The sequence below is a fragment of the Vibrio sp. 779(2023) genome (assembly GCF_033344285.1).
In the GTDB taxonomy this organism is placed as follows: Bacteria; Pseudomonadota; Gammaproteobacteria; order Enterobacterales; family Vibrionaceae; genus Vibrio; species Vibrio alginolyticus.
This window is the reverse complement of sequence record NZ_JAWPOM010000001.1, coordinates 1-22739: the sequence shown is the minus strand read 5'-3', so window position 1 is coordinate 22739 and position 22739 is coordinate 1. Positions and strand designations below refer to the sequence as shown.

Sequence of the window (22739 nt, the reverse complement as noted above, 5' to 3'; positions counted from 1 at the left end):
AGCCATGCTCTGAACCGACTATGCCGTCAAGAGCGTGTTTTTTTGGTTTACTTCGCACTCGGGGCTGGGCGTTTCGACTTACCTTGGAACTGCTTAATGCTCTTCTTAGCATGAGTTCGGCGGTTGGCTTTTTTATCGCGTGGCGCGCGTTTGCTCTCGCCAGTTGATGGCTTATCCGTTACTGGAAAACCAACCAGATCTTGCACTAGCAATGCACGTTGAGTCAGGTGACGAATCGCGTTTAGTGCGTCCATTTCACCATGACAAACCAATGACACCGCCACACCTTGTTGGCCTGCGCGAGCGGTACGTCCTACTCGGTGAACGTAAGTTTCTGCATGCATTGGCAGTTCAAAGTTGATCACTACAGGTAATTGCTCAATGTGAATGCCACGCGCTAGTAGTTCGGTGGCAATCAACACCTGAATTTGCCCAGATTTAAACTGCGCCAGTGCTTCTTCTCGCTCATCTTGACTCTTATTGCCATGCAGCGCATTGGTTGAGATGCCCGCTTTATTCAGCTTCTTCGCTAAGCCATCGGCGTTCTCTTTCGCACCAATAAAGACTAATGCCTGAGCCCACGCGTTTTTTTGAATCAGTTCAATCAATGCCTTGGTTTTACTGCCTTTGTTGACGAGGTACAGCGTTTCAGCAATATCTTGGTTGGTGCTGTTTTCTTGATGCGCTGCAACTTGCTTTGGTGCCTGCATAAGCAGCTTCGCTTTACCCTTCAACTCATCTGAAAACGTTGCCGAGAACATCGCGGTTTGACGCTGATTGAAGGTTTGCATCGAAATCTTTTGTACGTCAGGCCAAAAGCCCATATCCAACAAACGATCCGCTTCATCCAATACTAGATAATGAACATTGCTCAAATCCAGGCCATTGTTTGCTAGGTCAACCAAACGACCTGTCGTCGCGACAAGGATATGAGGATTTGTCGCTAGCGCCTGCTGTTGTTGCTCTTTATCAACGCCGCCACACAAGCACACTGTTTTAATGCCAATAACTTGACCAACTTGGTTAACTGCTTCACTCACTTGCATTGCCAGCTCACGCGTTGGCACAAGAATCAGCGCCTTTTGCTCTGGATTGACACCCAGCTTTTCCAACAAAGGCAAACCATAAGCAAGGGTTTTGCCGCTGCCTGTATTTGCCAAAGCCAATAGATCTTGACCAGCCAACAGCTCAGGAATGGCCAACGCTTGAATATCGGTCGGTTTCTTGAAGTCTTTTGGCAGTGCGTGAATCAGCTCAGAACTCAATGAGAGAGTAGAAAATGGCATTAGCGAAACCTTGTACTTTTGGTTGAAGAAGCAATAAAAACAATGAAGATGCGGTAAAACGCAGGCGCGGACTTTATCACAATCTGCTAGGTGAACCATCCTATTTTAGGCGCTTAAACCAAGCGTCGCCTACGCAAATCGTCAGAAAACTAAAAAGCGCAAAAAAGCCGTTAGTCTGTACTGCCACAGAGCTAACGGCTAAAAACCCTTGAAGAGAACGCTTCATCAGCCTTTCACTGCGGCTGAAAAGAAATGTGCAGTTTATTAAAGCACAGCTTTACGATTCGGTAAGAACACTTCACCCAACATGCAACGAACCGAACCACCACCAATAGATTCTATGGTAGAAACGTCGAATGGCAGCAATTTACCGTGCGTTGCCAATTGGTTTCTTTGTGCTGGTGAAAATGCATCGTACGCCGATTGCGACATCGCAATCACCTTATCGCCGTTGATCGTTTCCAGTTGCAGAATGTTACCGCAGAACTGGTTCATCTGCTCAAGCGAAATTGAGATGACTTGCTTGTCTTTGGCGAGTGACTTCATTACAAAACGACGCTCAAATTCTGGGATCACTTCGTCACAAATCACGCAAAACTGTTCGCCAACCGCCATCATCACATTGGTGTGATAAATCGGCGCACCAGACGGCAAACGAGTTTGGAAAGAAATCACTCGTTCATAGCCAATACGATCGGCGTAATCTTCTAAAACCAGACGATCACAACGTTGTGAGAGTGCGGCGTAGACCGTTTTATTTAGGTGGTCAAACACCATCACACCCGTGCTTTCTAAATACGCTTGCTCATCAAGATATTCAGTTAGACTGCTGCGTCGATGAACTTCTCGCCCTGCTTGCGCTAGTGCTGCCACAAGCGCATCGGGACGTACTTCTTTTTGACGGTTTTCACAGGCCATTGGAAAGGTGTACAACGTGCCATCTGGCGTAGTGCTAAACCAATTGTTTGGAAATACCGCGTCTGGCGTCGCAACATCTGAAGTTGGATAATCAAACTCAACAACTTGAACGCCCTCTTGACGCAGCGTTGCAACCATACTCGCGAACTCGGCCATTACTCGACGTGAGACTTCTTCTTGGCTAAGTGACACTTTATGTTGGAACTCATTATCTTGTGCGGTTTCTTCATTAAAACGAAACTCTTTCGGTGGCACCATCACTACGCAGTTTGCGGTTTGGCGCTGAGCACTTTGCGTGCTTTCTTCTTTCCCATTAGCAAATTGGGTCACTGATTCGTGTAATAGCATCCAATACATTCCTTATCACTAGAATGAGGAGATTGTAAATTTATTGTTAACTTCAGTTTTGCTGTTTTGACAATTAATTTAATTGCACAAAAGTAATTTTTGCTGCATTAAGTTCATTTTTCCTTAAATTTTATTGTCACTTTGCAGGTTTAAGCTTTTATGGCACCACGATGAACATGATAAGAATTCATCATAAGAATCAGAACCATAGACAATTACACTCATAACCAACTAGTTACATTTAAGACACAATCGGTTAGACTATTTTTTCGCCCCTCTCGTCAATCGGTCTGCTTTATCGAGGAGCAGGCAAAAAACTCTCATACACGCGGTTTCGTCCAAAGCAGCGTGAATCGATGGATTTAGCCACCCCAAATGGCACTGTTTTAACTTTAGGATGAGTTATGTTTAAACGATTTGAAGGCTTTACAGAGCCGTTCCCCAAATCTACACCGGATCAGCCTCCTTCAGGGATGTTCGCTTTTCTGCGTTATTACACTCGTGGTTATGAAAAGCCTTTGATCATCATGTCTTTGATGGCCACAATTGTGGCTGTTGTTGAGGTAATGTTGTTTGGCGCCATGGGACAATTGGTTGATTGGTTGTCTACCAGCAATCCAGAAACGTTCTTACAAGACAACAAATCGGATTTGATTTTCTACGGAGCCTTATTGCTGGTTGTCATGCCTATATTGGTGATCTTGTACTCGTTGCTCGTTCATCAAACGTTATTGGGCAACTACCCAATGTCTATCCGCTGGCTTGCACACCGGTATTTGCTCAATCAAAGCTTGAACTTCTATCAAGATGATTTTGCAGGTCGAGTCGCAACGAAAGTCATGCAAACCTCATTAGCTGTGCGCGAAACCGTGATGAAAGCTATGGATGTGTTTGTTTACGTTACGGTTTACTTCACCAGCATGATCATTATGTTAGCGACGGCAGACTGGCGTTTGATGATCCCAATGATTGTCTGGCTACTCGCTTACATCGCTATCCAAATCTATTTTGTCCCTAAGCTCAAAGACGTCGCTTCAGCACAGGCCGATGCACGTTCGACAATGACAGGGCGCATCGTCGACAGTTATACCAATATTCAAACCGTCAAACTGTTTTCTCATAGCCAGCGCGAAACCCAATATGCCGAGCAAGGCATGAAAGGATTTTTGAATACGGTCTATCGTCAAATGCGCCTAGTGACCGGCTTCGACGTCGCTGTAGAGATCTCAAACTATATTTTGGTCTTTTCCGTTGCTGCTTTATCTATTTACCTGTGGTTGGATAGTGCCATTAGCGTTGGCGCGATTGCGATTGCTGTTAGTCTTGCATTACGCGTAAATGGTATGTCGATGTGGATAATGTGGGAAGTTGGCGCCCTCTTTGAAAACATGGGAACCGTTGTCGATGGAATGAAAACGCTCTCTAAGCCTATTGATATTAAAGATAAACCAGGTGCAAAAGACTTGGTTGTCACTGAAGGAGGCATTCACTTTGATAACGTCAGCTTCCATTACGGTGAGAACAAAGGCGTAATTAGCCATCTCGATCTCAACATCAAACCAGGAGAGAAAGTCGGCTTGGTTGGGCGCTCCGGCGCCGGAAAATCGACTTTGGTGAACTTGTTACTTCGTTTCCACGATGTCGAAGACGGCAGCATTAAGATCGATGGACAGAACATCTCAGAAGTTACACAAGACTCTTTGCGTTCAAAGATCGGTATGGTGACCCAAGATACTTCTCTGCTACACCGTTCAATTCGAGACAATATTTTGTATGGCAATCCAGATGCGACAGAAGAAGATTTGCTGAAAGCCACTAAGCAAGCGCATGCCCATGAGTTTATCGAAACTCTGACCGACCCATTTGGTAATGTCGGATACGATGCGCAAGTTGGTGAACGTGGTGTAAAACTGTCTGGCGGCCAACGTCAGCGTATCGCAATATCTCGTGTGCTACTCAAAGACGCACCATTGCTGGTATTGGATGAAGCCACATCGGCTCTGGATTCAGAAGTCGAAGCAGCGATTCAGGAAAGCTTGAATGAGTTAATGCAAGGGAAAACGGTTATTGCTATCGCTCACCGATTATCGACCATCGCACAAATGGATCGCCTCATCGTGCTAGATAAAGGCAGCATCGTTGAACAAGGTTCTCATCAAGAACTCATTGCGAATAACGGCATTTACGCCCAGCTTTGGGCGCATCAAACTGGCGGATTTATCGCTGAAGAACTAGACAATCAACACGCTTCTTAACGAGTGATAAGCTCAATAAAAAACGGCGCTTTAAGCGCCGTTTTTTATTTTAATCCATGGCTAGACGCTCATATAGCCATTGTGGTTTCTCATATATGAAACACTCTCCATGATAAAGCTCACACTTTTTCTGCTAATATACCGCCTCGTTGCGTATCCATTGCAATGAACACAATACAGAGTATTGAGCCGTCTTCATTTGTCATTTCACTTTTTGAGAAACAGCTATACTCAATAGATGGCTTAGTTATTATATTAACAATAAGGTAATTAGCTTATGTGTAAATGTGGTTCAATGCAGATCGTACAACTCAAACCAAGTTGGGCTGACAAGCTATTTGGCTACTCAGAAAGATGGAAATGCCAACTTTGTTGTAAGATCTACCGCATCTAAAATTAAAAATAGAATCTTAGTTTTTCTAAGAAAAAGCAGTGGCCCGACAATGATTGTCGGGTTTTGTTTTTCTGAACATTCATTTTTTGTCCCTTCTCTACAAGACTACTCATCACGGCAAAACCTAGCATCTTAATGTGACTTAGGTATAGAATCAGGCCCACTTATTCTTTCCGATATTCATATATAACTGGTCACTATGAACAAAAGTTTGCTAACGAATGTCCTCGCTATCGCTTTGATGGCTGGAGGTCATCAATTACAAAACGACTATCTTTGGTATGCAGGGCTGTTTGCGTTCTCAGGCGCCATCACCAACTGGCTTGCCATCCATATGCTGTTTGAGAAAGTGCCTGGATTATACGGTTCTGGCGTGATCCCCGCACGATTTGAAGAGTTTAAACTGGCTATCAAAAACCTGATGATGGAACAGTTTTTTACTGAAGCGAACATTGACCGATTCTTGAATAAAGAAATGGCGGGCGGTGTGAACATCGATCTTCAACCAGTAATTGAGAAAGTAGATTTAAATCCAGCATTTGATTCCCTAGTGGAAGTAATTGAAGGTTCTCAGTTTGGTGGCATGCTAGCGATGTTTGGCGGCTCGGAAGCGCTACAACCCATGCGCCAACCTTTCGTCGAAAAGATGCAAGAATCCATCATTGAGTTGAGCAAGAGCGATAACATCAAAGAAGCACTGAAAGAGCAATTCGAATCTCCTGCAATGATGGATGAGATAAAGCAGAACATTGAAGGTATCATCGATCAACGTTTAAGCGAATTAACACCGGCATTAGTCAAAGAAATGGTGCAAAAGATGATTAAACAGCACCTTGGCTGGCTAGTCGTTTGGGGCGGTGTTTTTGGTGGTTTAATTGGCGTTATCAGCACCTTTATCGGGGCATAATCGCTCACCGATTTATTAAAAAGGAGCTTCGGCTCCTTTTTTAATCGTGAAAAAGTAATATACCAAGCCACGCTAAATAAGGAGGATCAACACATGCCTCGCCTAACCAAGGAGCTCGGGATTAACACCAAATCCCGTTTTATGTTCTTCTATGACCACTTCACTACGAGTTTGAATCACGCCCGGAAGCGTGCCTAACTTGCTCGACATAAACTCCTGATACGCTTTCATGCTCTTAACACGAACTTTTATCATGGTATCGAAATCTCCAGAGAGCGAGTAGCACTCTTCAATTTCAGGCATCAATTCCACCGCTTTCGCAAACTTTTCAAAAATAGAAAAACTGGTTTGGTCTAAACGAATATGGATGAATACTTGCACATCCAGCCCCAACTTTTCCGCATTCAACTCCGCATGATAACCATTGATATACCCTTCTTTTTCTAGTCGCTTTACACGGTCAGAACATGGAGAAGTCGTTAAGTTAATCAGCTTTGCTAGTTCTACAACCGGAATTCTGCCTCTCGAATGAAGCACTCTCAAAATATGTAAATCAATCCGGTCCAATTGATAACTCATTAACCCACTTCCTTGTAACCACTTAGAAAGCATCACATTAATCGTTGCTCAAACAATTGCAAACCATCAAATGCACAGCATGTGAAATTCAGCAGAGAATAACCAGAAAACAACGAAGGAGGGAAAGAGCTATGATTATTGCCGCTCACTTAGTAACCGTGATATGAAGAGAAAAAGCAACCTAGCGGCTCCCGCGGAGTCGCAAATTTGAAAGCGCATGACACGCCTGTATAGATATGTCGTTCGGGCAACACTGCCCTATTTAGCCATTAATCATGGCTATCACTCAGAATTAGAGTGCGGCCGATGTATGCCGTGTAGGATGTGGAACAACCTCTCCAATTGCACGATGATTACAACAACGGCAGTAGTATTGAGGCTCCATCTCGTAATAATGTTCACCTGATACAAATTTCGCCATCAGCTGTGTAAAACTCACCATTTTGCCTGTTAACGAGTCAACAGACTGAGGCTCGCAACGCTTCATAATCACTTTATGTTGCGTTGATTTTCTACAAGCTGCGCAATATATATCCGGCATTTCTCTTCTCCCTACTTTTTTCGTCCTACTGACAATTGACATATTTTGTTCAAAATAATTCCACAATTAAAAAGCTCCTTTAATTTTTTGTGCCCTATCTTCAAAAAATTGAACGAAAGTATCAAAAAACTGAGACATTGGTCAGACCTCAACTTTTGTACCATCAATATGAGCAAACGTGCTTATGTGTGTAATAATACGACACATTACACATAAGCAATTGTTCGGGCTTATTATTTAGTAAGGCGCATGACAACTACACGCCTGGCTAGATCGAGCTTTCGAGACGCCTTGTTATCTCGATTTACCCCGCAAACCAGTTGCTAGCAGCTATAGCCGTCTCATCAAGGAAGAAATGCATGACGATACAACCGATTCTCACTACCGAAAGACTCGTCCTCCGGCCATTCAATATCGATGACTGCCAACAAGTGGCTTTACTCGCTGGAGATAAGCGAATTGCCGACATGACAGCAAACATCCCTCATCCTTATGAGCGACCGATGGCGCAAGCATGGATAGATAGGCACGATCCGATGTATCAGCAGCATCAAGGCGTGGCGTACGCTATTACCTTGCGAAACACCGGGGAGTTACTTGGTGCAGTGAGTTTACCGCGTATCGAAGAGGGCTACGGTACATTAGGCTATTGGGTTGGCGTGCCACATTGGGGGAAAGGCTATGCATTCGAGGCCTCCAAAGCCTTACTCGAATTTGCTCGAATGCACTTTGAGTTAAACGGAATAACCGTGATGCATTTGGTGGACAATCAGCGTTCTAAATCGGTGATCCAAAAACTAAATATCCCTTACATCGGTGACAAAACATTGCGCATGCAAGGCAAAGAACGAAAGGTTTGTGTCTACCAACTCACGTTCGTCGCTTCTGAATAAAGTCGAGGAATATGTCGGATGATCATCCATGAAACTTCACAAAATCTGCCCAAGAACAACCCTTTCTTGCTAGGAACTGTATTGTTGTCGCTGTTCTATTTTTCCTACCTAGCAGACAAGATCGTCGAGTTTGGACTCGTAGCACTCACAATAATAGGATTGAAACTGCTCTCAACGTACTTCACGCGCCGCGCGTTCAATCCTAAAACGCTAGATATCGATGCAAGCACCAACACCTTGAAGTACCGCCAGGGCTCAACGGTTTACTTCCGTCTACCTCTTGATGACATTGTCAAAGTCCAAATACAGAAAGAGTTCTTCTCTAGCAAAAGTTTGATGCTCTACACAGTCAACGACGCTTACCAAGTGCCGAATTCAGACAATTTCGATTCTCTACAGTTAAAGGATTTAATGAAACAACTTGAAGAGAGAATTGATGATCAATCTCGCTAAAACGAAAAGAGAAGACATTCTAGAATGTTGCCAATTTGGTCTCTAAATAGAAAGACAAAAAAGCCAGCAATAACGCTGGCTTTTCTCTGTATTAGTCTTGTGCGACTTTCACGCGAATTTTGCTTTTTTCTACGTTCGTCAAATTCAGTGCTTCAAGAGCAGAAATGGCTTCTGCTTCGTCCGGCATGATGACAAAACCGAAGCCTTTCGACAAACCCGTGTCTTGATCAAGCACTAGCGAACACAGTTCTACTTTGCCGTACGCTGAGAATAATTTGCGGATATCTTGCTCGGTCATGTGACGAGCCAAGTTTCTTACTAAAAGTTTCATAATGAACCTAGTTGGTTTGATAACGGTTCGATTCTCTCAGTTTCTCTCTGGCAAACCAAGTGAATAATATGACGGCGTTGACTAGATCATTCTAAGTACATCTGTTTAAATGATTTTCCGTTCATTTTTCACCCATAGGAGAGTCGGCATGGAAACGAAACGTCTCAAACTCATCCCTGCTTGTTTAGAACGAGCCGAAGAGGCGCATCAAGCTGTCGTTCGCAGCCAAAAAACTCTCGAAGTCTATCTGCCGTGGGTACCTCATGTGCTGACATTAGAAGCGATGATAGAAGGGACAGAGAAAGCCATCGCAAACTTTGAAAACTTCGAAGAAGAGCTGCGTTACTACATCATTGAAAAGGAAAGCGATCGCTTACTGGGTGCGGTCGGCTTGATGATTCGAGATCCCGACGTACCGTCCTTTGAGATAGGTTATTGGTTAGATAATGCTGCCGTTGGCAATGGTTATGTTGCCGAGGCTGTGCTCGAAGTTGAGCGCTATGCGTTTGATGACTTGGGCGCCAAGAGAATCGCAATTCATGCTGATAGCACCAACCAAAAGAGCCGGGCTGTAGCCGAGCGCTGTGGTTATGAGTTCGAAGGAGAGCTCAGAAACGAACGTCTTACCACATCGGGAGAGCTGAGTAACACCGTTATTTACGCCAAAATTCGTCGCGACTAACACTCCAATCTAACCGAGCAATGCTAAGCTCTGATCTCAAGCTACCACCATTAACGTTAATTAAGTTTCAGATAAAACAAAGCCCGCTAAAATAGCGGGCTTTGTGTTCATATACGGGACTAGTCTAGTTCAACCAGTTTTTTCTCGAACGACTGGTGTTGGTCTAACACGTCTTGCGCAGCACCACCCGTTGCTTTACTTACCACAATGATAGCAAGCGTAGAGAAGATGATGCCCGGTACGATTTCGTACACATCAAACCAACCGCCAGTTAGCTGCTTCCAAACTACGATAGTGATACCACCAACAAGAATACCTGCTAACGCGCCGTTACGGTTCATACCGCTCCAGTAAAGGCTAAGTACAACCGCAGGACCAAATGCCGCACCAAAACCAGCCCAAGCGTAAGATACAAGACCGAGTACTGAGCTATCAGGCGTCATCGCTAGGAATAGCGCAACAAGCGAAATAACGATAACACCGATACGACCAATCATTACGATTTCTTCAGAAGACGCTTCTGGCTTGAATACTTGCTTGTAGAAATCTTCTGCAAGCGCTGAAGATGAAACAAGGAGCTGTGAGTCAGCGGTACTCATTACCGCCGCTAGGATTGCTGCTAACAACATACCCGCAACGACAGGGTGGAATACTGCGTTAACCAATAGCATGAAGATCTTCTCACCGTCCTCTAGTTGAGTACCCGGATGACCCGTAACCCAAACCAGACCAACAAGACCAACAAGCATTGCACCAACCATAGATAGTGCCGTCCAAATCACTGCGATACGACGTGCAGTCGTTAGATCTTTGTTTGAACGAGACGCTTTAAAACGCGCTAGGATGTGTGGCTGACCAAAGTAACCAAGGCCCCACGCCGCTAGAGAGATAATGGCAATCGCAGACAATGGTTCGCCTTTCGCGTCATTCCATAGCGTTGCAAGTTCTGGGTTGATGTCATGTAGATCAGAACTTAGCTGACCTAAACCACCGTCCATTACCGCTATAGGAACAATCATTAGCGCAGCCGCCATTAGCAGACCTTGCACTAAGTCAGTCCAAGATACCGCTAGGAAACCACCGAATAGTGTGTAAGAAACGACACACACCGTACCGATGATAACAGCGTAGGTATAATCTAGACCGAATACCGTCTCAAACAGTTTGCCCCCTGCGACCAAACCTGAGCTGGTGTAGAAAAGGAAAAATAGAAGAATGAAAAACGCAGAGATTGTCTGAATCAGTTTCGACTTATCGTTGAAGCGACGTGACAGGAACTCTGGCAACGTTAGCGCGTCAGTTTGGATACTGTAGGTACGGAGGCGTTTTGCACTGATGAGCCAGTTTGCCCATGTTCCAAGAAGTAGACCGCCGGCTAACCAGAAGGCCTCGATACCCGCAGCGTACGCATAGCCAGGCAAGCCTAGCAGCAACCAACCACTCATGTCTGAAGCACCTGCAGATAATGCAGCAGGCCACGGACCTAGGCTACGGCCACCTAGGAAGTAGTCAGATGAATTGGAAGTCCTCTTATACGCGTAAACGCCAATAGCAACCATAATCAGTAAATACGCCACAAAAGTGGACGTGATAGCAAAGCTATTTTCTATCATTAGATAGTCCTCGTTATAATTATTTCCTTCCTTGCCTGCCCTGATATTTTACCGTCTCAGCAATACATCAGAGTATAAAAAACCAATCTGGACCGGCTCTCAGTCCAGTTACTCCAGATTGGCATTACAAGTCAGGTTAGTGAGTTTCGTTCCCCAACTCGAGTAGAGTTGCGTTACCACCCACCGCGGTAATATTTATCGTTCGAGTGCGCTCAGTAATGAAGCGCAACGAGAGATGAGGATCATGAGCCAATTTCGGTGACTCTAAATCCGTTTCAGAAACTAAGCCGACGATTGCACCGTCACGCTTAGCTAGTTGAAGATTGAGCGCATGCTCAACCTGTGAACGCCCAACATAACCCACACTACGTACATCGCTCTCAAGCAACGGGGCAGACGCATCGTACGCAACAACCTGGACTAAGTTAGATGGGAAGTTTGCCAACGCTACAGCTTGCTTAACCAGTTGGTTTAGCTCTGCATTGTCACTGCAAACGACCACACTGTTGCCTGCAATTAAGGCACAGGTGATCATCGCAAAAGCACTGTATAACGCATTATCAGCAGGCTCGATGTTGTTTTCACAAATCACCAAAGCCACACCGCGTCCTGCGGCATACAGTTCGTTAGTTTCCCCTGTAGGGCCAACTAACTGGTGAGTTTCTGCAAGAAGAGTTGATGCTTGTTGCAAGTGGTAAGAAACCACTTTGGCAACGGTAGACTGCTGCCCTTCTAGTGCAGATTTAAATGCCAGAACATGCTCGCATTTGTAATCAAAATCAGTCAGATTCCACTGCTCCCACGCAGAGAATGCATCTTTAAAATAGGTGATCTGATGAACCATAATGCGACTCCTTATGCGTTTTCTGCTTGAGCAAGAAGATGTTGAGTAAAGCGGAATAGGTAGTGTGGACCACCAGCTTTCGGGCCAGTACCCGACAAGCCTTGACCACCAAACGGCTGTACACCAACCACAGCGCCAACTTGGTCTCGGTTGATGTAGCAGTTACCTACTCGAGCATGTTTCTCAATCCAACGATACGTGGTTTCGTTACGGCTATGGATACCCATCGTCAAGCCAAAACCCGTTTTGTTGATCTGCGCAACCACGTTCGGTAATTCAGACGCTTTAAAGCGAACAATGTGCAAGATTGGACCAAATTGTTCTTCTTTCAGCACATCGATGCCCGAGATTTCAAACGCACTTGGTGAGACAAAGTCACCATGCTGGCACGATTCATCCAGCTGGAGCTGAGCGACTTTAGTCTGTGTTTTGCTCATTTGCTCAAGGTGAGCGAGGAGTTTTTGTTTTGCATTGCTGTCGATAACCGGACCAACATCCGTTTTGTGTAGGTAAGGTAAACCAACATGCAGCTCATTCATCGCACCTTGAATCAGGTTGATCATACGGTCTGCTACATCTTCTTGTACAAATAGAACACGAAGGGCAGAACAACGCTGACCTGCAGATGCAAACGCCGAACGAATCACATCACGCACCACCTGCTCTGGCAATGCAGTACTGTCCACGATCATTGCGTTTTGACCACCTGTTTCCGCAATAAACGGAACCGGTTTCGCGCTGCGCTCCGCAAGCGTGACGTTAATGCGTTGCGCCGTTGCCGTTGAACCAGTGAATGCCACACCAGCAATGGCATCATGAGAAGTCAGTGCATGACCGATCTCAGCGCCGCGACCAGTAAGTAACTGAATCACACCAGCAGGGAAGCCAGCATCAAGCATTAGTTCAATAGCGCGAGCGGCAATTAAGCTTGTTTGCTCAGCAGGTTTTGCAACCACAGTGTTACCTGCAATCAGTGCTGCCGTTACCTGACCAAGGAAGATAGCCAACGGGAAGTTCCAAGGGCTGATACACACAAACACACCAAGACCTTCACGGCTAGAAATGCGTTTCACACCGTCAAAACCTTCTAGCTCAAATGGCTGTAGGTTTTGCGCTTGTTTCGCGTAATAACGACAGAAATCCACCGCTTCACGAACTTCATCAATACTATCGTGAATCGTCTTGCCCGCTTCTTTGTGACAAATCGCCACCAGCTCAGCCAGATTTTCTTCCATTAAGTCAGCAAGCTTTTCTAAACAAGCCGCTTTTTGCTCAACAGGAACGGCTTTCCAATCAGAGAAAGCACTTTGCGCCGCATCAATTGCAGCGGAAACGTGATCAAGAGTTGCAAATGCCACTTTGCCGACTTCAATTCGGCGATCGTATGGTGCGGTGATGATCTCAACCGCATTTTCCTTGATCATGCTTTCGGCAAAGCGCTCACCATTGATCACCGGGCCTGCAACCCACTGGTTGTCCATGAAGCTTTCGACCTGAGCTTCAAATGGCTTCGCTTCACTGTCGATGTCAATGTTGACGCCATATGAGTTCTTACGCTCAGGGAAAATATCGGCAGGCAATGGAATTTTGTCGTTGTGTAGCGTGTCAAAACCCGTCAACACATCCACAGGGTGGTGGGTCAACTCATAAATCGGACAACGCGCATCAACTAGACGGTGTACAAACGAGCTGTTCGCACCATTTTCAAGCAGACGACGAACCAAGTACGGAAGAAGATCAGCATGGCTACCGACAGGAGCATAAATACGTACTGGCTGACCGTACATTTTCATAACATGGTTATACAGTGAATCACCCATACCATGTAGGCGCTGGAACTCGTATTCTTTGTGCTCCGCCATGACAGCAATTGCCGTAACTGTGTGAGCATTGTGGCTTGCAAATTGTGGGTAGATATTACCGCGAACACCTTCGCTAAGTAGGAAACGAGCACAAGCTAGGTATGCAACGTCCGTCGCTTCTTTGCGAGTGTATACTGGGTAATTTGCATAACCCGCTTGTTGAGACCACTTGATTTCGCTGTCCCAGTACGCGCCTTTAACCAAACGCAGAGGAATAACGTCACCTTGCTCTTTTGCGAGTGCATTTAGCCACACCAAGACTGTTAGCGCACGTTTTGAGTAGGCTTGAATAACCAAACCAAACTTGCCCCAACCCTTCACAAGATCGCTACGGTATACTTTCTCAAATAGCTTCAGGGAAAGCTCAAGGCGATCCGCTTCTTCTGCATCGATTGTGATTGCAACGTCGACTTCAATAGCACGTTTTAGTAGTTGCATTAGTGAGTCATACAACTCTGTCATTACACGTTCTTCATTTGCGACTTCGTAGCGCGGGTGTAATGCAGAAAGCTTGATGGAAATCGAAGGCGCAGGGCTGGTGTCGTTACCGTAAGTCTCGCGACCCACCGCTTCGATCGCCATTAGGTAATCTTTGAAGTACTTGTTCGCGTCCGCTGTCGTTAACGCCGCCTCACCCAACATATCAAACGAGTAGGTGAAACCTTTGTCGCGCATTGGGCGACCGTTCTTCTGCGCTTCTTCTATCGTACGACCACGAACAAACTGGTGACCCATGATCTTCATTGCCTGATACATGGCTTTACGAATCACAGGCTCAGAGAATTTATTTACCAGACGGTTTACAGCCTGACCTGGGCTCTGGGTGCCTTGCTCACCAAGACCAACCACTTTACCTGTTAGCATGAGGCCCCATGTTGATGCGTTAACAAACACAGAGTCAGAGTTCTTCAGGTGAGATTTCCAGTCTGCGACACTCAACTTATCTTTAATCAAAGAATCTGCTGTCGCGGCATCTGGGATGCGCATTAATGCTTCTGCAAGACACATCAGCAAGATACCTTCTTGAGTATCTAAGCTGTATTCCAGCAATAAAGCATCAATCATCTGGATTGACTTCTTATCGGCACGAATGGCTTCGATAAGGTGGGTCGTTTGGGTAGTGATCGCCGATTTTTCATCCTCTGTCGGCGTCGCTAGTGGCAATAGTTGCTCTAGCCATTGAGACTCGTCCACCATATATAATGGCGAGATCAGTGACCACAACTTATCAAGCGGCTGCCCGATAAATTCCGGTGTCAACACGTTCGTAGCTGTAAACATGTGTGTTCCTCAATCTCACTCCTCGAAAACCGCTTCGAGGATTATCAATGGCTGGCAGTGTATTTTGAGGCCGATAAGAATACTTGTCAAAAACTACGACATTTTTGCCAAAAACTCGCTTTTATAACAAAACATCCACATAGTCACATTCAAATAGGTAATATTTTGTGTTGTAAATTTTAATTTTTTCATTGCATTCACAACAAAATATCAAGAATATCAATAAGATTTTTGTGAAGAGCTCGTTCTAAGAGAAAATGTAGGATCAAGTGGCATATCAACCACTGCAAAGAACAGAGAATTTAAAAAAACGAGAGATAGGTCACGTGAATAAAACATAAAAAAACCATGCATAGTGCATGGCTTCATTCTGATTGATGATTATTTGACCTAAAAAAACGCGTTGTTATCCAACTTGTTTTTTATAACGGGAAGGTGATATTCCCTGTAAGCGAGTAAAAGTATGAGTAAAAGTACTCTGGCTTGAGAAGCCAGTAAACTCGGCAATTTGCCCTAAAGAAAGGTGCCCTTGCTCGATTAATTCACGAGCCATGTCGATTCGCTTTCCGAGAACATATTGATGAGGTGTAATCCCCATCTGCTCTTTAAACAAGCAATGGAACTGACTTTCCCCAAGAAACACTCGCCCGGCCAATTGAGCCACACTAATCTTATGACTCAGGTGCTGCTCAATGTAACGATCAATCGCCTCCAAATCAAAGCGCGACTCTTTTCGACTGGTCTCAAATGCCGAGATATGGCGCTGCATTAACGCAATCACAGTGTCGTTACACGCACGACTTAACAGCAGGTCATCCGGATGGTTTCGCATTTCCTGAACCAACATCTGTATCAGCTTCTGAATTTGACTATCTAACTGGAAGTAGACATGGTCTCTCTCCAGGTTATTGATTTTTTGAAGCATTTCGGGATCATCATTTGTCGGTTTGGGCATATTCAGCACCAAAATATCCGATTGATTGATGACGCCACCGAAAGCATGATCAGAGCATGCGGTAACCACACAACCTTGACCAGGGCCGACAAGATTACCTCGCCCGCGCACTTCAAATTCGGCTTGCCCTTTTAAACCAATCACGATCTGCGTATAAGAATGATCGTGGCAATCCATATAAGACGGAAGTGTGATCAGCTCCGCCGGCTTTGGCAGCATAATCTCTTGATATGAAAGGATTTTTTGGTTATCTGAATCACTCATTTTAAACAGTCGTCTTTACACGGTCAGCTTACGTCTTCGCATCATATACCTTCTTTGTTGGGTTGCAACTTTTACCCAACTCAATCGACAAGATCAAATCAGCATGATCAATTTCATTTACATGATCATAGTTCCGGAACGATGATCATGCGAGGTTAATTTACGGTCAGTGAGCAACCAATTTTATTAACAAAAACGGATAGATAGGCAACACCTTACGTATACATAATCAATCAATGTAAAGATCCTTATTACCGAACAATCTGTTATTTTGTAAAACACCGTGCTCCATATTAGATAACTCGTCCCTGAAACGGATCGAAACCCACTCTTAAACTCAACATAGAGGGATTTCCCCCCTTACTAATATGCTTCTGATTCAATACATTAGTTATCGAGCTTTAAGATGCATACGATCTAAAGCTCTCGGTATCTCATTGATACCTCTAACTTACTTAGCAGACCCTCGCTAGGTAATTTAGAACCTCTTCTACACGTCGACAAGATTATATCTTGTGTTGCCAGCCCGTCTTCAGGCTGGCTTTTTTTTTCGCTTCTCAACAATGAAAACAATGGCATAAGCTGATATCATAGCGTTTGTCTCACTGTCCCTCTCATATGCTTAGGTGCTGCTCTTTCGCTCACAAGTGATATGAACGTCAACCACATTACAACTGAGTTGTAGGAAGCATGATCAAGGACGATACGAGTTGTAAGCCGAACATTGGCGGACATCCGTGAGCGCACATATCTGTAATGAAACAGACCATTTTCCCAATTAAACTCTTCGTTCCATTTCGTCGTTGTCTATGACTACCTGACGAAAACATCGAACACCACGAATTTAATTGGATTGAGCGCCAATCAACGAACGTGTTCTAGCAACGTAACTGCCTACTTGGCAACATCAATACGAGCCATGTAACACGGACGTCTCTGTATTGGTAAAAGCAGTATGTAGTGAGTCCTTTTGTGAATATTTCAGTCGATACCATAGAACAATCCCTCCTTAAACAGCTACCAGGTTGTTGGGGATGCAAAGATAAAGATTCGGTATTCCTATACGTAAACCAGGAATACGCAGAACTGTTAGGGCACACGTCGCCTGAGGAGTGCTTGGGTAAAACTGATTTTGATATGGCCAGCCCAACCACTGAATGCGCGCAAGAATTTCAACGCCAAGATAAACACGTTCTCGAAACTGGCGAGTCACTAAAAATTCTGGATATCCACCCTTATCCAGATGGCCGCTGGCGAGCACATATATTTACTAAAACACCGTGGCGAGATGACAAAGGCGACATCGTAGGCACCATTTTCTACGGAAGGGAACTCACCGACACCGCCGTGATTGAAGTCGGGTATTGGGTTTGTCGTGCAATCAGTACCAACCCAAATCAACAATCCATCTTTCGTTTTTCTGACTTACAACCAAAACCAGAGAAGCTCACATGCCGCGAGCAAGAAACGCTTTTCCTCTTGCTCTATGGCAAAAAGCCTCAATTTATCTCTCAGGTCATGGGCATATCAACAAAAACCGTTGAAGGTCACGTCGCACGCTTACGTAATAAGTTTGCAGCGAACAGCAAGAACGAACTAATAGATAAAGCAATGGAAGCAGGCTACGGCTCTGTTGTACCCAAAACGCTGCTTAAGCATCAATTATCGGTTGTGTTGAATGGAGAGCGATAATTCGCATCGCTTCTACCTACAAAAACACCGCCCCAATTCGGCGGTGTTTGTTTATTCATGAGGGACCATAAGCCTATGGCGCTAAACGATCAATGTCCCAACTTCCATCATGCTGGGAGAAAAGAAAACGATCGTGAAGGCGATGTTCGCCACCTTGCCAAAATTCGATGCTCTTTGGTTTTACGCGAAAGCCACCCCAAAAGGTTGGTACTGGTATTTCACCCTTAGCAAACTTCTGTTTTAGCTCTAAAAACTTACCTTCCAACACACCTCTGGCAGAAATACGGCTACTTTGTTTGCTCGCGATTGCGGCCAACTGGCTCTCTTTAGGACGAGAAGTAAAGTATTTCATATTCTCTACGGCGGTAAGCTTTTCAGCCACACCAGTAATATGAACTTGGCGCTCTAACGGATGCCAAGGGAAGTGCAAACTAATATTGCTGTTATGCTCTAGCTGCTGGGCCTTGCGACTGCCTAGGTTGGTGTAAAACACAAAACCATCTTTGTCGACGTTTTTCAATAGAACAATGCGTTGAAACGGCATGCCATTTTCATCAACCGTTGCAACTGTCATCGCAGTCGGGTCCGTTAAACCCGCTTCAACTGCTTGCTCTAGCCACAGATTAAATTGATCAATAGGATCAGCTTTCAAATCTTTACGACGCAGCCCACCTTTGGTGTACTCACGACGAATATCAGCAAGTTCCATCTTTACTCCTTCACTCGTTTTTGTCGATTGTGCTCCCGATACTGAGGAAATACAAGGACATCATTGTGCTTGTTATCGTTGCCGCTCACAGCATCACAGTGCGTCATTTGATACCATGACACAAAAAACCAGTGAGCCGATCGTGAACTTACTCAACCCCAAAGCCCTACGTCATTTTTTACTGCTACTGTGTGCCGTTGGCATTTCAGGGCTTGCGCTTACTCATCATTACGCAACTCAATACCAACATGATCAATGGCAACAAAAGCTAGAGAGACAAGCCGCGCAAGTATCACAAGAAGTGGACTACGAACTGGCAAAGTTTGAACAGATACCAAACCTATTAAGTCACGACCCAAGACTACTCAAAGCAGTCGAGCGCGGAACGCCCTCTCAAGAGCTCAACCTACTGTTATCAGATTGGTTGAAGCAAAGTTTGGCCGATACGATTTACGTTCATGACCGTACCGGGTTAGTCATAGCCTCAAGTAACTTTCAGCAAGAAGATACGTTTGTTGGCTCTAGCTTTAGCTATCGCCCCTATTTTAAAAATGCGCGACGCGGTGAGCCCGCTCAATACGTTGGATTAGGCGTACGCTCGAATAAACGTGGGTACTTCTTCTCATCTCCGCTGTGGGTAAATGAGGAAGTCGTTGGCGTGATCACAGTAAAAGTGAATTTGGAGCAATTAGAACAGCGCCTTTCGCAAACCACGACTGACGTACTCATTACAGATAAACACAATGTCGTGTTTATGAGCAATTTACCAGACTGGCGCTATCGTGCACTTTTCCCACTGTCATCGAGTGCAATAAATGAACTTACCGAAACGCGTCAATATGGCGATACCTTACCCGAATATTTTGGTGAGTTAACGGCACACAGTGGTGTCACAGAGTTTGATGACAATCAATTGCTTCTATCACCGAATTACCTCGCATACGCAACACACTTATTGGATAAAGGGTTTCGCGTCGTTGCCTTAATTAACCACAACAGCGTTCTTGCCGCCGTTTTACAGGCCGATATCGTCTTCCTGATCTTATATGCGCTCATTGCTCTAATTGCGTTAGCGTGGTTCCAAACCCTAGTTAACAAAGCACGCCTTGCCCATCTCAATGTGAGCCTAGAAGAAAAAGTAGTGCAACGGACACTAGTTCTGAGTGAAGCCAACCAAAAACTACAACAGACCATCCGCCAATATGAGCAAAGCCAACAAGAGCTTAAACAAACACAACAAGAACTGACACAAGCCGCGAAATTGGCACTGTTGGGCGAGCTATCAGCCAGTATTAACCATGAGATAAATCAGCCACTTTCCGCACTAAGAACCTATACCGAAAACTCGCAGCGTTTGTTGGCAATGGAAAAATACCCAATGGTCGCCGACAATTTGGGCAAAATGCTGACACTCAATGACACCATTTCGGAAGTCATTGCCCGCTTAAAAGTCTTTACTCGGAAAGCCACGCACGATTCACACAATGAAATCTCAGTACTGCACGACGCGGTACATACTGCCACCAGCATTTTGAGCAACAAGCTTATTAAGCAAGGAGTAACACTAAAAGTTCCGGCCATCGACTATGATGTGAAGCTGGCCATTCACAGCGTTGAATTAGAACAAGTGCTGATAAACCTCTTCCACAACGCCGCACAAGCGATGGAAAACCACTGTATCGATCCGCAAATATCCATTGCTGTTCAGTGTCATGATGACAGTTGCGACATTCTTGTTTCCGATAACGGACCAGGGATGTCAGACGAAGCCCTAGCAAAAGTGTTCGACCCATTTTTTACGACTAAGCCGGAGGGTCTTGGATTAGGTTTGACCATCTCCAAGCGGATTATAGAGAGCTATCACGGCTCCCTCTGTGCCTATAAACATCAGAACACAGAACAACAAGCAGGAGGGATGACCTTTATCGTGACGCTACCAATAGTCAATCAGAATAAACGTACCCCAGAAGTGGAAAACGACCATGAATAACCCAGTTTTCTTTGTTGATGACGAACCACACATTCGTGATGCCGTGTCTCAAGCCCTGCTGATTGAAGGGATAGACGTCACCTGCTTACCAAACGCAGTAGAAGCCTTACGCGTAATCGACTCAAATACGCCTGCGATTATCATTACCGATATCCATATGCCCGTGATGGATGGCTTGGAGTTTATGCGAACTTTGCGAAGCAAAAACGATCACTTTCAATTCATCGTACTTACTGGACATGGAGATGTGAAAACCGCGGTAGATGCGATGAAAAGCGGCGCGTACGACTTTCTAGAAAAACCGTTTTCAACGGAACAGCTCATGAAATCGCTCAACAATGCCAGCGATAAACTGAACTTGTTGCAAGAAAACATCTGGCTTAAGAAAGAGCTCGACATGCAAACTCATGTTGGTCCGAAAATGATTGGTCACAGTAAGGCCATGGTGAGCATTCGTCGCGCCTTGATCAGTGCGCCTACAAGCCAGCCGCTCATTTTTGTAGGTCAAGATGGTACAGGTCGCCGTCTCGCCGCACAATTTGCCCACGACATACATGCAACACCGGATAGTGAGCTAATCGCCGCTTCTGGTGAAGACCTCTATGAGCTTTCATTAGAAGCGCTCGACAAAGCCATACACCGCTTAAGTGAAGGAAAACGCCACTGCAGTTTGTACTTACATAGCGCAGAGCATGTATCATTTGAGCAATGGGAATACTTGTTCAAGCACCCAAAACTTGAACGTGTTTTTGGCGCGACCACCCAAGCCGAGCCGCCTCTAAAATCCCTGGCGACTCTAATTCACTTACCAACGCTCGATGAAAGAAAGGAAGATATAGGGCCTTTATACAAGCACTTTGTGCGCCACACCGCGAGCCGATATCAGTTACAGCCACCACATATCAGCCTAGAAGAAGTCAAACACCTCACCAGTCTCGAATGGCCAGAAAACGTTAAGCAGCTACGCCAATTTGCTGAACTTCGTGCCCTCAAGCCAGATACTTTTAGAATGGAAGATTGGAATAGTGAGAAAAGTCTTGAAATTCAGAGTATGACTCAGCGCACAGAATACTTTGAATATTGCTTGTTATTCGATGCATTGCAAAGACATCGCGGCAGACTCAAAGAGGTTCAACTAGAATTACAGGTATCACGCAAAACCTTGTACGACAAACTAAAAAAACATCAGTTGGATAAAGCCAAGTTCAAGGCGTAATAGCTATACTCCGGCGCTAATTATGCTTTTGTTTGATTTAGAAAGTGTAAGAAAGCTCATTTGAAGAGAGAATAACCCTCTTCTCATATTTTATTAGCCGAGCATGCTGACATGATCGGTTAATAATAATAAGATCAAAAAGATAATCCGTAATTATATAAGCAGGGACTGTGATGAGCCGAGATAACTACAACAAACTCAACGATGAAGAGTTGGATTTTGTTGATGACAAAACTGCAGCATTGCTCCTCAATACCCCCAACAGCGCGCGTTTTATGCTCTGGGTTATGGTGCTATTTTTCATTGCAGCAATAGGTTGGGCATCTTGGGCTGAAATCGACAAAGTCACGGTTGGTCAAGGCAAAGTGATTCCCTCCTCACAGATACAAGTAGTCCAAAACTTAGAAGGTGGCTTAGAACCTATCCCAAAAGGAATTGTCAGATAATACATAATGATAATTTATGAGGGCAACGTATGGCAGGTAATAAGTGGCAAATCAGTGATGAACTCTGGGAGAAAATGGCTCCTCTCATCCCGGAACATAGAACTCAACACCCGCTGGGTACGCACCGCAAGCGGGTTGATAATCGCGCTGCAATGAACGCCATTTTCTTCGTACTCAGGACGGGTTGCCAGTGGAATGCGCTAAATGCCACCGGTATATGCTCGTCAAGCTCTGCTCATCGCCGATTTCAGGAGTGGCGGGATGCTGGCGTATTTGAACG

At 45.0% G+C, this 22739-nt stretch carries 19 protein-coding genes and 1 pseudogene; 10 read left to right on the top strand and 10 right to left on the bottom strand.

Going from position 1 to position 22739, the window contains the following annotated elements; all coding sequences use genetic code 11:
* Positions 1-47 precede the first annotated feature (47 nt).
* Both R8O70_RS00100 and R8O70_RS00095 read right to left on the bottom strand, forming a co-directional pair.
* On the bottom strand, positions 48-1286 hold the full coding sequence (locus R8O70_RS00100) for a DEAD/DEAH box helicase (protein ID WP_132936212.1): 1239 nt from the start codon (positions 1284-1286) through the stop codon (positions 48-50).
* A gap of 264 nt (positions 1287-1550) precedes the next feature.
* Entirely contained in the window at positions 1551-2552 is a 1002-nt protein-coding gene (locus tag R8O70_RS00095) for an arginine deiminase-related protein (RefSeq protein ID WP_005383547.1), read from the bottom strand.
* A 404-nt stretch (positions 2553-2956) separates the two neighbouring features.
* Here R8O70_RS00095 and R8O70_RS00090 point away from each other — a divergent pair, with 404 nt between their 5' ends.
* Together R8O70_RS00090 and R8O70_RS00085 are read left to right on the top strand one after the other, a co-directional pair.
* A complete protein-coding gene (locus R8O70_RS00090) occupies positions 2957-4807 on the top strand; it encodes an ABC transporter ATP-binding protein (RefSeq protein ID WP_005374597.1) in 1851 nt (616 codons plus the stop codon).
* 593 nt (positions 4808-5400) lie between these two features.
* Positions 5401-6108, top strand: coding sequence for a DUF445 domain-containing protein (locus R8O70_RS00085; protein ID WP_005383549.1), 708 nt, complete (start codon positions 5401-5403; stop codon positions 6106-6108).
* Between the two features lie 102 nt (positions 6109-6210).
* On the opposite strand, the gene R8O70_RS00080 is transcribed toward R8O70_RS00085, so the two are convergent.
* Entirely contained in the window at positions 6211-6687 is a 477-nt protein-coding gene (locus R8O70_RS00080) for an Lrp/AsnC family transcriptional regulator (protein ID WP_005374595.1), read from the bottom strand.
* A gap of 292 nt (positions 6688-6979) precedes the next feature.
* Positions 6980-7228, bottom strand: a complete 249-nt coding sequence (locus tag R8O70_RS00075) for a hypothetical protein (protein WP_005374593.1) — start codon at positions 7226-7228, stop codon at positions 6980-6982.
* Between the two features lie 359 nt (positions 7229-7587).
* On the opposite strand from R8O70_RS00075, the gene R8O70_RS00070 reads away from it, so the two are divergent.
* Together R8O70_RS00070 and R8O70_RS00065 are read left to right on the top strand one after the other, a co-directional pair.
* Complete coding sequence (locus tag R8O70_RS00070) at positions 7588-8121, top strand: GNAT family N-acetyltransferase (RefSeq protein WP_085569453.1); 534 nt, start codon at positions 7588-7590, stop codon at positions 8119-8121.
* A gap of 18 nt (positions 8122-8139) precedes the next feature.
* Positions 8140-8574: a hypothetical protein gene (locus tag R8O70_RS00065; protein WP_017820067.1), complete on the top strand. Its 435-nt coding sequence runs from the start codon at positions 8140-8142 to the stop codon at positions 8572-8574.
* A gap of 91 nt (positions 8575-8665) precedes the next feature.
* On the opposite strand, the gene R8O70_RS00060 is transcribed toward R8O70_RS00065, so the two are convergent.
* Positions 8666-8905: an RNA recognition motif domain-containing protein gene (locus R8O70_RS00060; protein ID WP_005374587.1), complete on the bottom strand. Its 240-nt coding sequence runs from the start codon at positions 8903-8905 to the stop codon at positions 8666-8668.
* Between the two features lie 148 nt (positions 8906-9053).
* Between R8O70_RS00060 and R8O70_RS00055 the strand changes: the two genes are divergently transcribed.
* The gene (locus R8O70_RS00055) at positions 9054-9587 is read left to right on the top strand and encodes a GNAT family N-acetyltransferase (protein WP_017820066.1); all 534 of its coding nucleotides are present in this window, start codon (positions 9054-9056) and stop codon (positions 9585-9587) included.
* A gap of 119 nt (positions 9588-9706) precedes the next feature.
* On the opposite strand, the gene putP is transcribed toward R8O70_RS00055, so the two are convergent.
* The 4 genes from putP to R8O70_RS00035 form a co-directional block, all read right to left on the bottom strand.
* Positions 9707-11200, bottom strand: coding sequence for a sodium/proline symporter PutP (gene putP / locus R8O70_RS00050; RefSeq protein ID WP_005374582.1), 1494 nt, complete (start codon positions 11198-11200; stop codon positions 9707-9709).
* 136 nt (positions 11201-11336) lie between these two features.
* Positions 11337-12044, bottom strand: a complete 708-nt coding sequence (locus R8O70_RS00045; protein ID WP_006740880.1) for a 1-pyrroline-5-carboxylate dehydrogenase — start codon at positions 12042-12044, stop codon at positions 11337-11339.
* 11 nt (positions 12045-12055) lie between these two features.
* On the bottom strand, positions 12056-15187 hold the full coding sequence (gene putA / locus R8O70_RS00040) for a bifunctional proline dehydrogenase/L-glutamate gamma-semialdehyde dehydrogenase PutA (RefSeq protein WP_318183986.1): 3132 nt from the start codon (positions 15185-15187) through the stop codon (positions 12056-12058).
* 406 nt (positions 15188-15593) lie between these two features.
* Entirely contained in the window at positions 15594-16406 is an 813-nt protein-coding gene (locus R8O70_RS00035) for an AraC family transcriptional regulator (RefSeq protein ID WP_025768702.1), read from the bottom strand.
* A gap of 972 nt (positions 16407-17378) precedes the next feature.
* On the opposite strand from R8O70_RS00035, the gene R8O70_RS00030 reads away from it, so the two are divergent.
* Entirely contained in the window at positions 17379-18098 is a 720-nt protein-coding gene (locus tag R8O70_RS00030; protein ID WP_017820063.1) for a PAS domain-containing protein, read from the top strand.
* Between the two features lie 73 nt (positions 18099-18171).
* Here R8O70_RS00030 and pdxH read toward each other — a convergent pair whose 3' ends face one another.
* Positions 18172-18807, bottom strand: coding sequence for a pyridoxamine 5'-phosphate oxidase (pdxH, locus tag R8O70_RS00025; RefSeq protein ID WP_005374570.1), 636 nt, complete (start codon positions 18805-18807; stop codon positions 18172-18174).
* A gap of 115 nt (positions 18808-18922) precedes the next feature.
* Here pdxH and R8O70_RS00020 point away from each other — a divergent pair, with 115 nt between their 5' ends.
* The 4 genes and pseudogenes from R8O70_RS00020 to R8O70_RS00005 all read left to right on the top strand — a co-directional run.
* Complete coding sequence (locus R8O70_RS00020; protein WP_017634535.1) at positions 18923-20797, top strand: sensor histidine kinase; 1875 nt, start codon at positions 18923-18925, stop codon at positions 20795-20797.
* Positions 20790-22013, top strand: coding sequence for a sigma-54-dependent transcriptional regulator (locus R8O70_RS00015; RefSeq protein WP_005383565.1), 1224 nt, complete (start codon positions 20790-20792; stop codon positions 22011-22013). The genes R8O70_RS00020 and R8O70_RS00015 overlap by 8 nt, the downstream gene beginning before the upstream one ends.
* Before the next feature lie 173 nt (positions 22014-22186).
* Positions 22187-22429 (top strand): annotated as a pseudogene (locus R8O70_RS00010) (HlyD family type I secretion periplasmic adaptor subunit); the annotation flags it as partial.
* Positions 22430-22488: 59 nt separating this feature from the next.
* On the top strand, positions 22489-22739 hold a 251-nt coding region (locus R8O70_RS00005; protein WP_206937396.1), incomplete at its 3' end, for a transposase.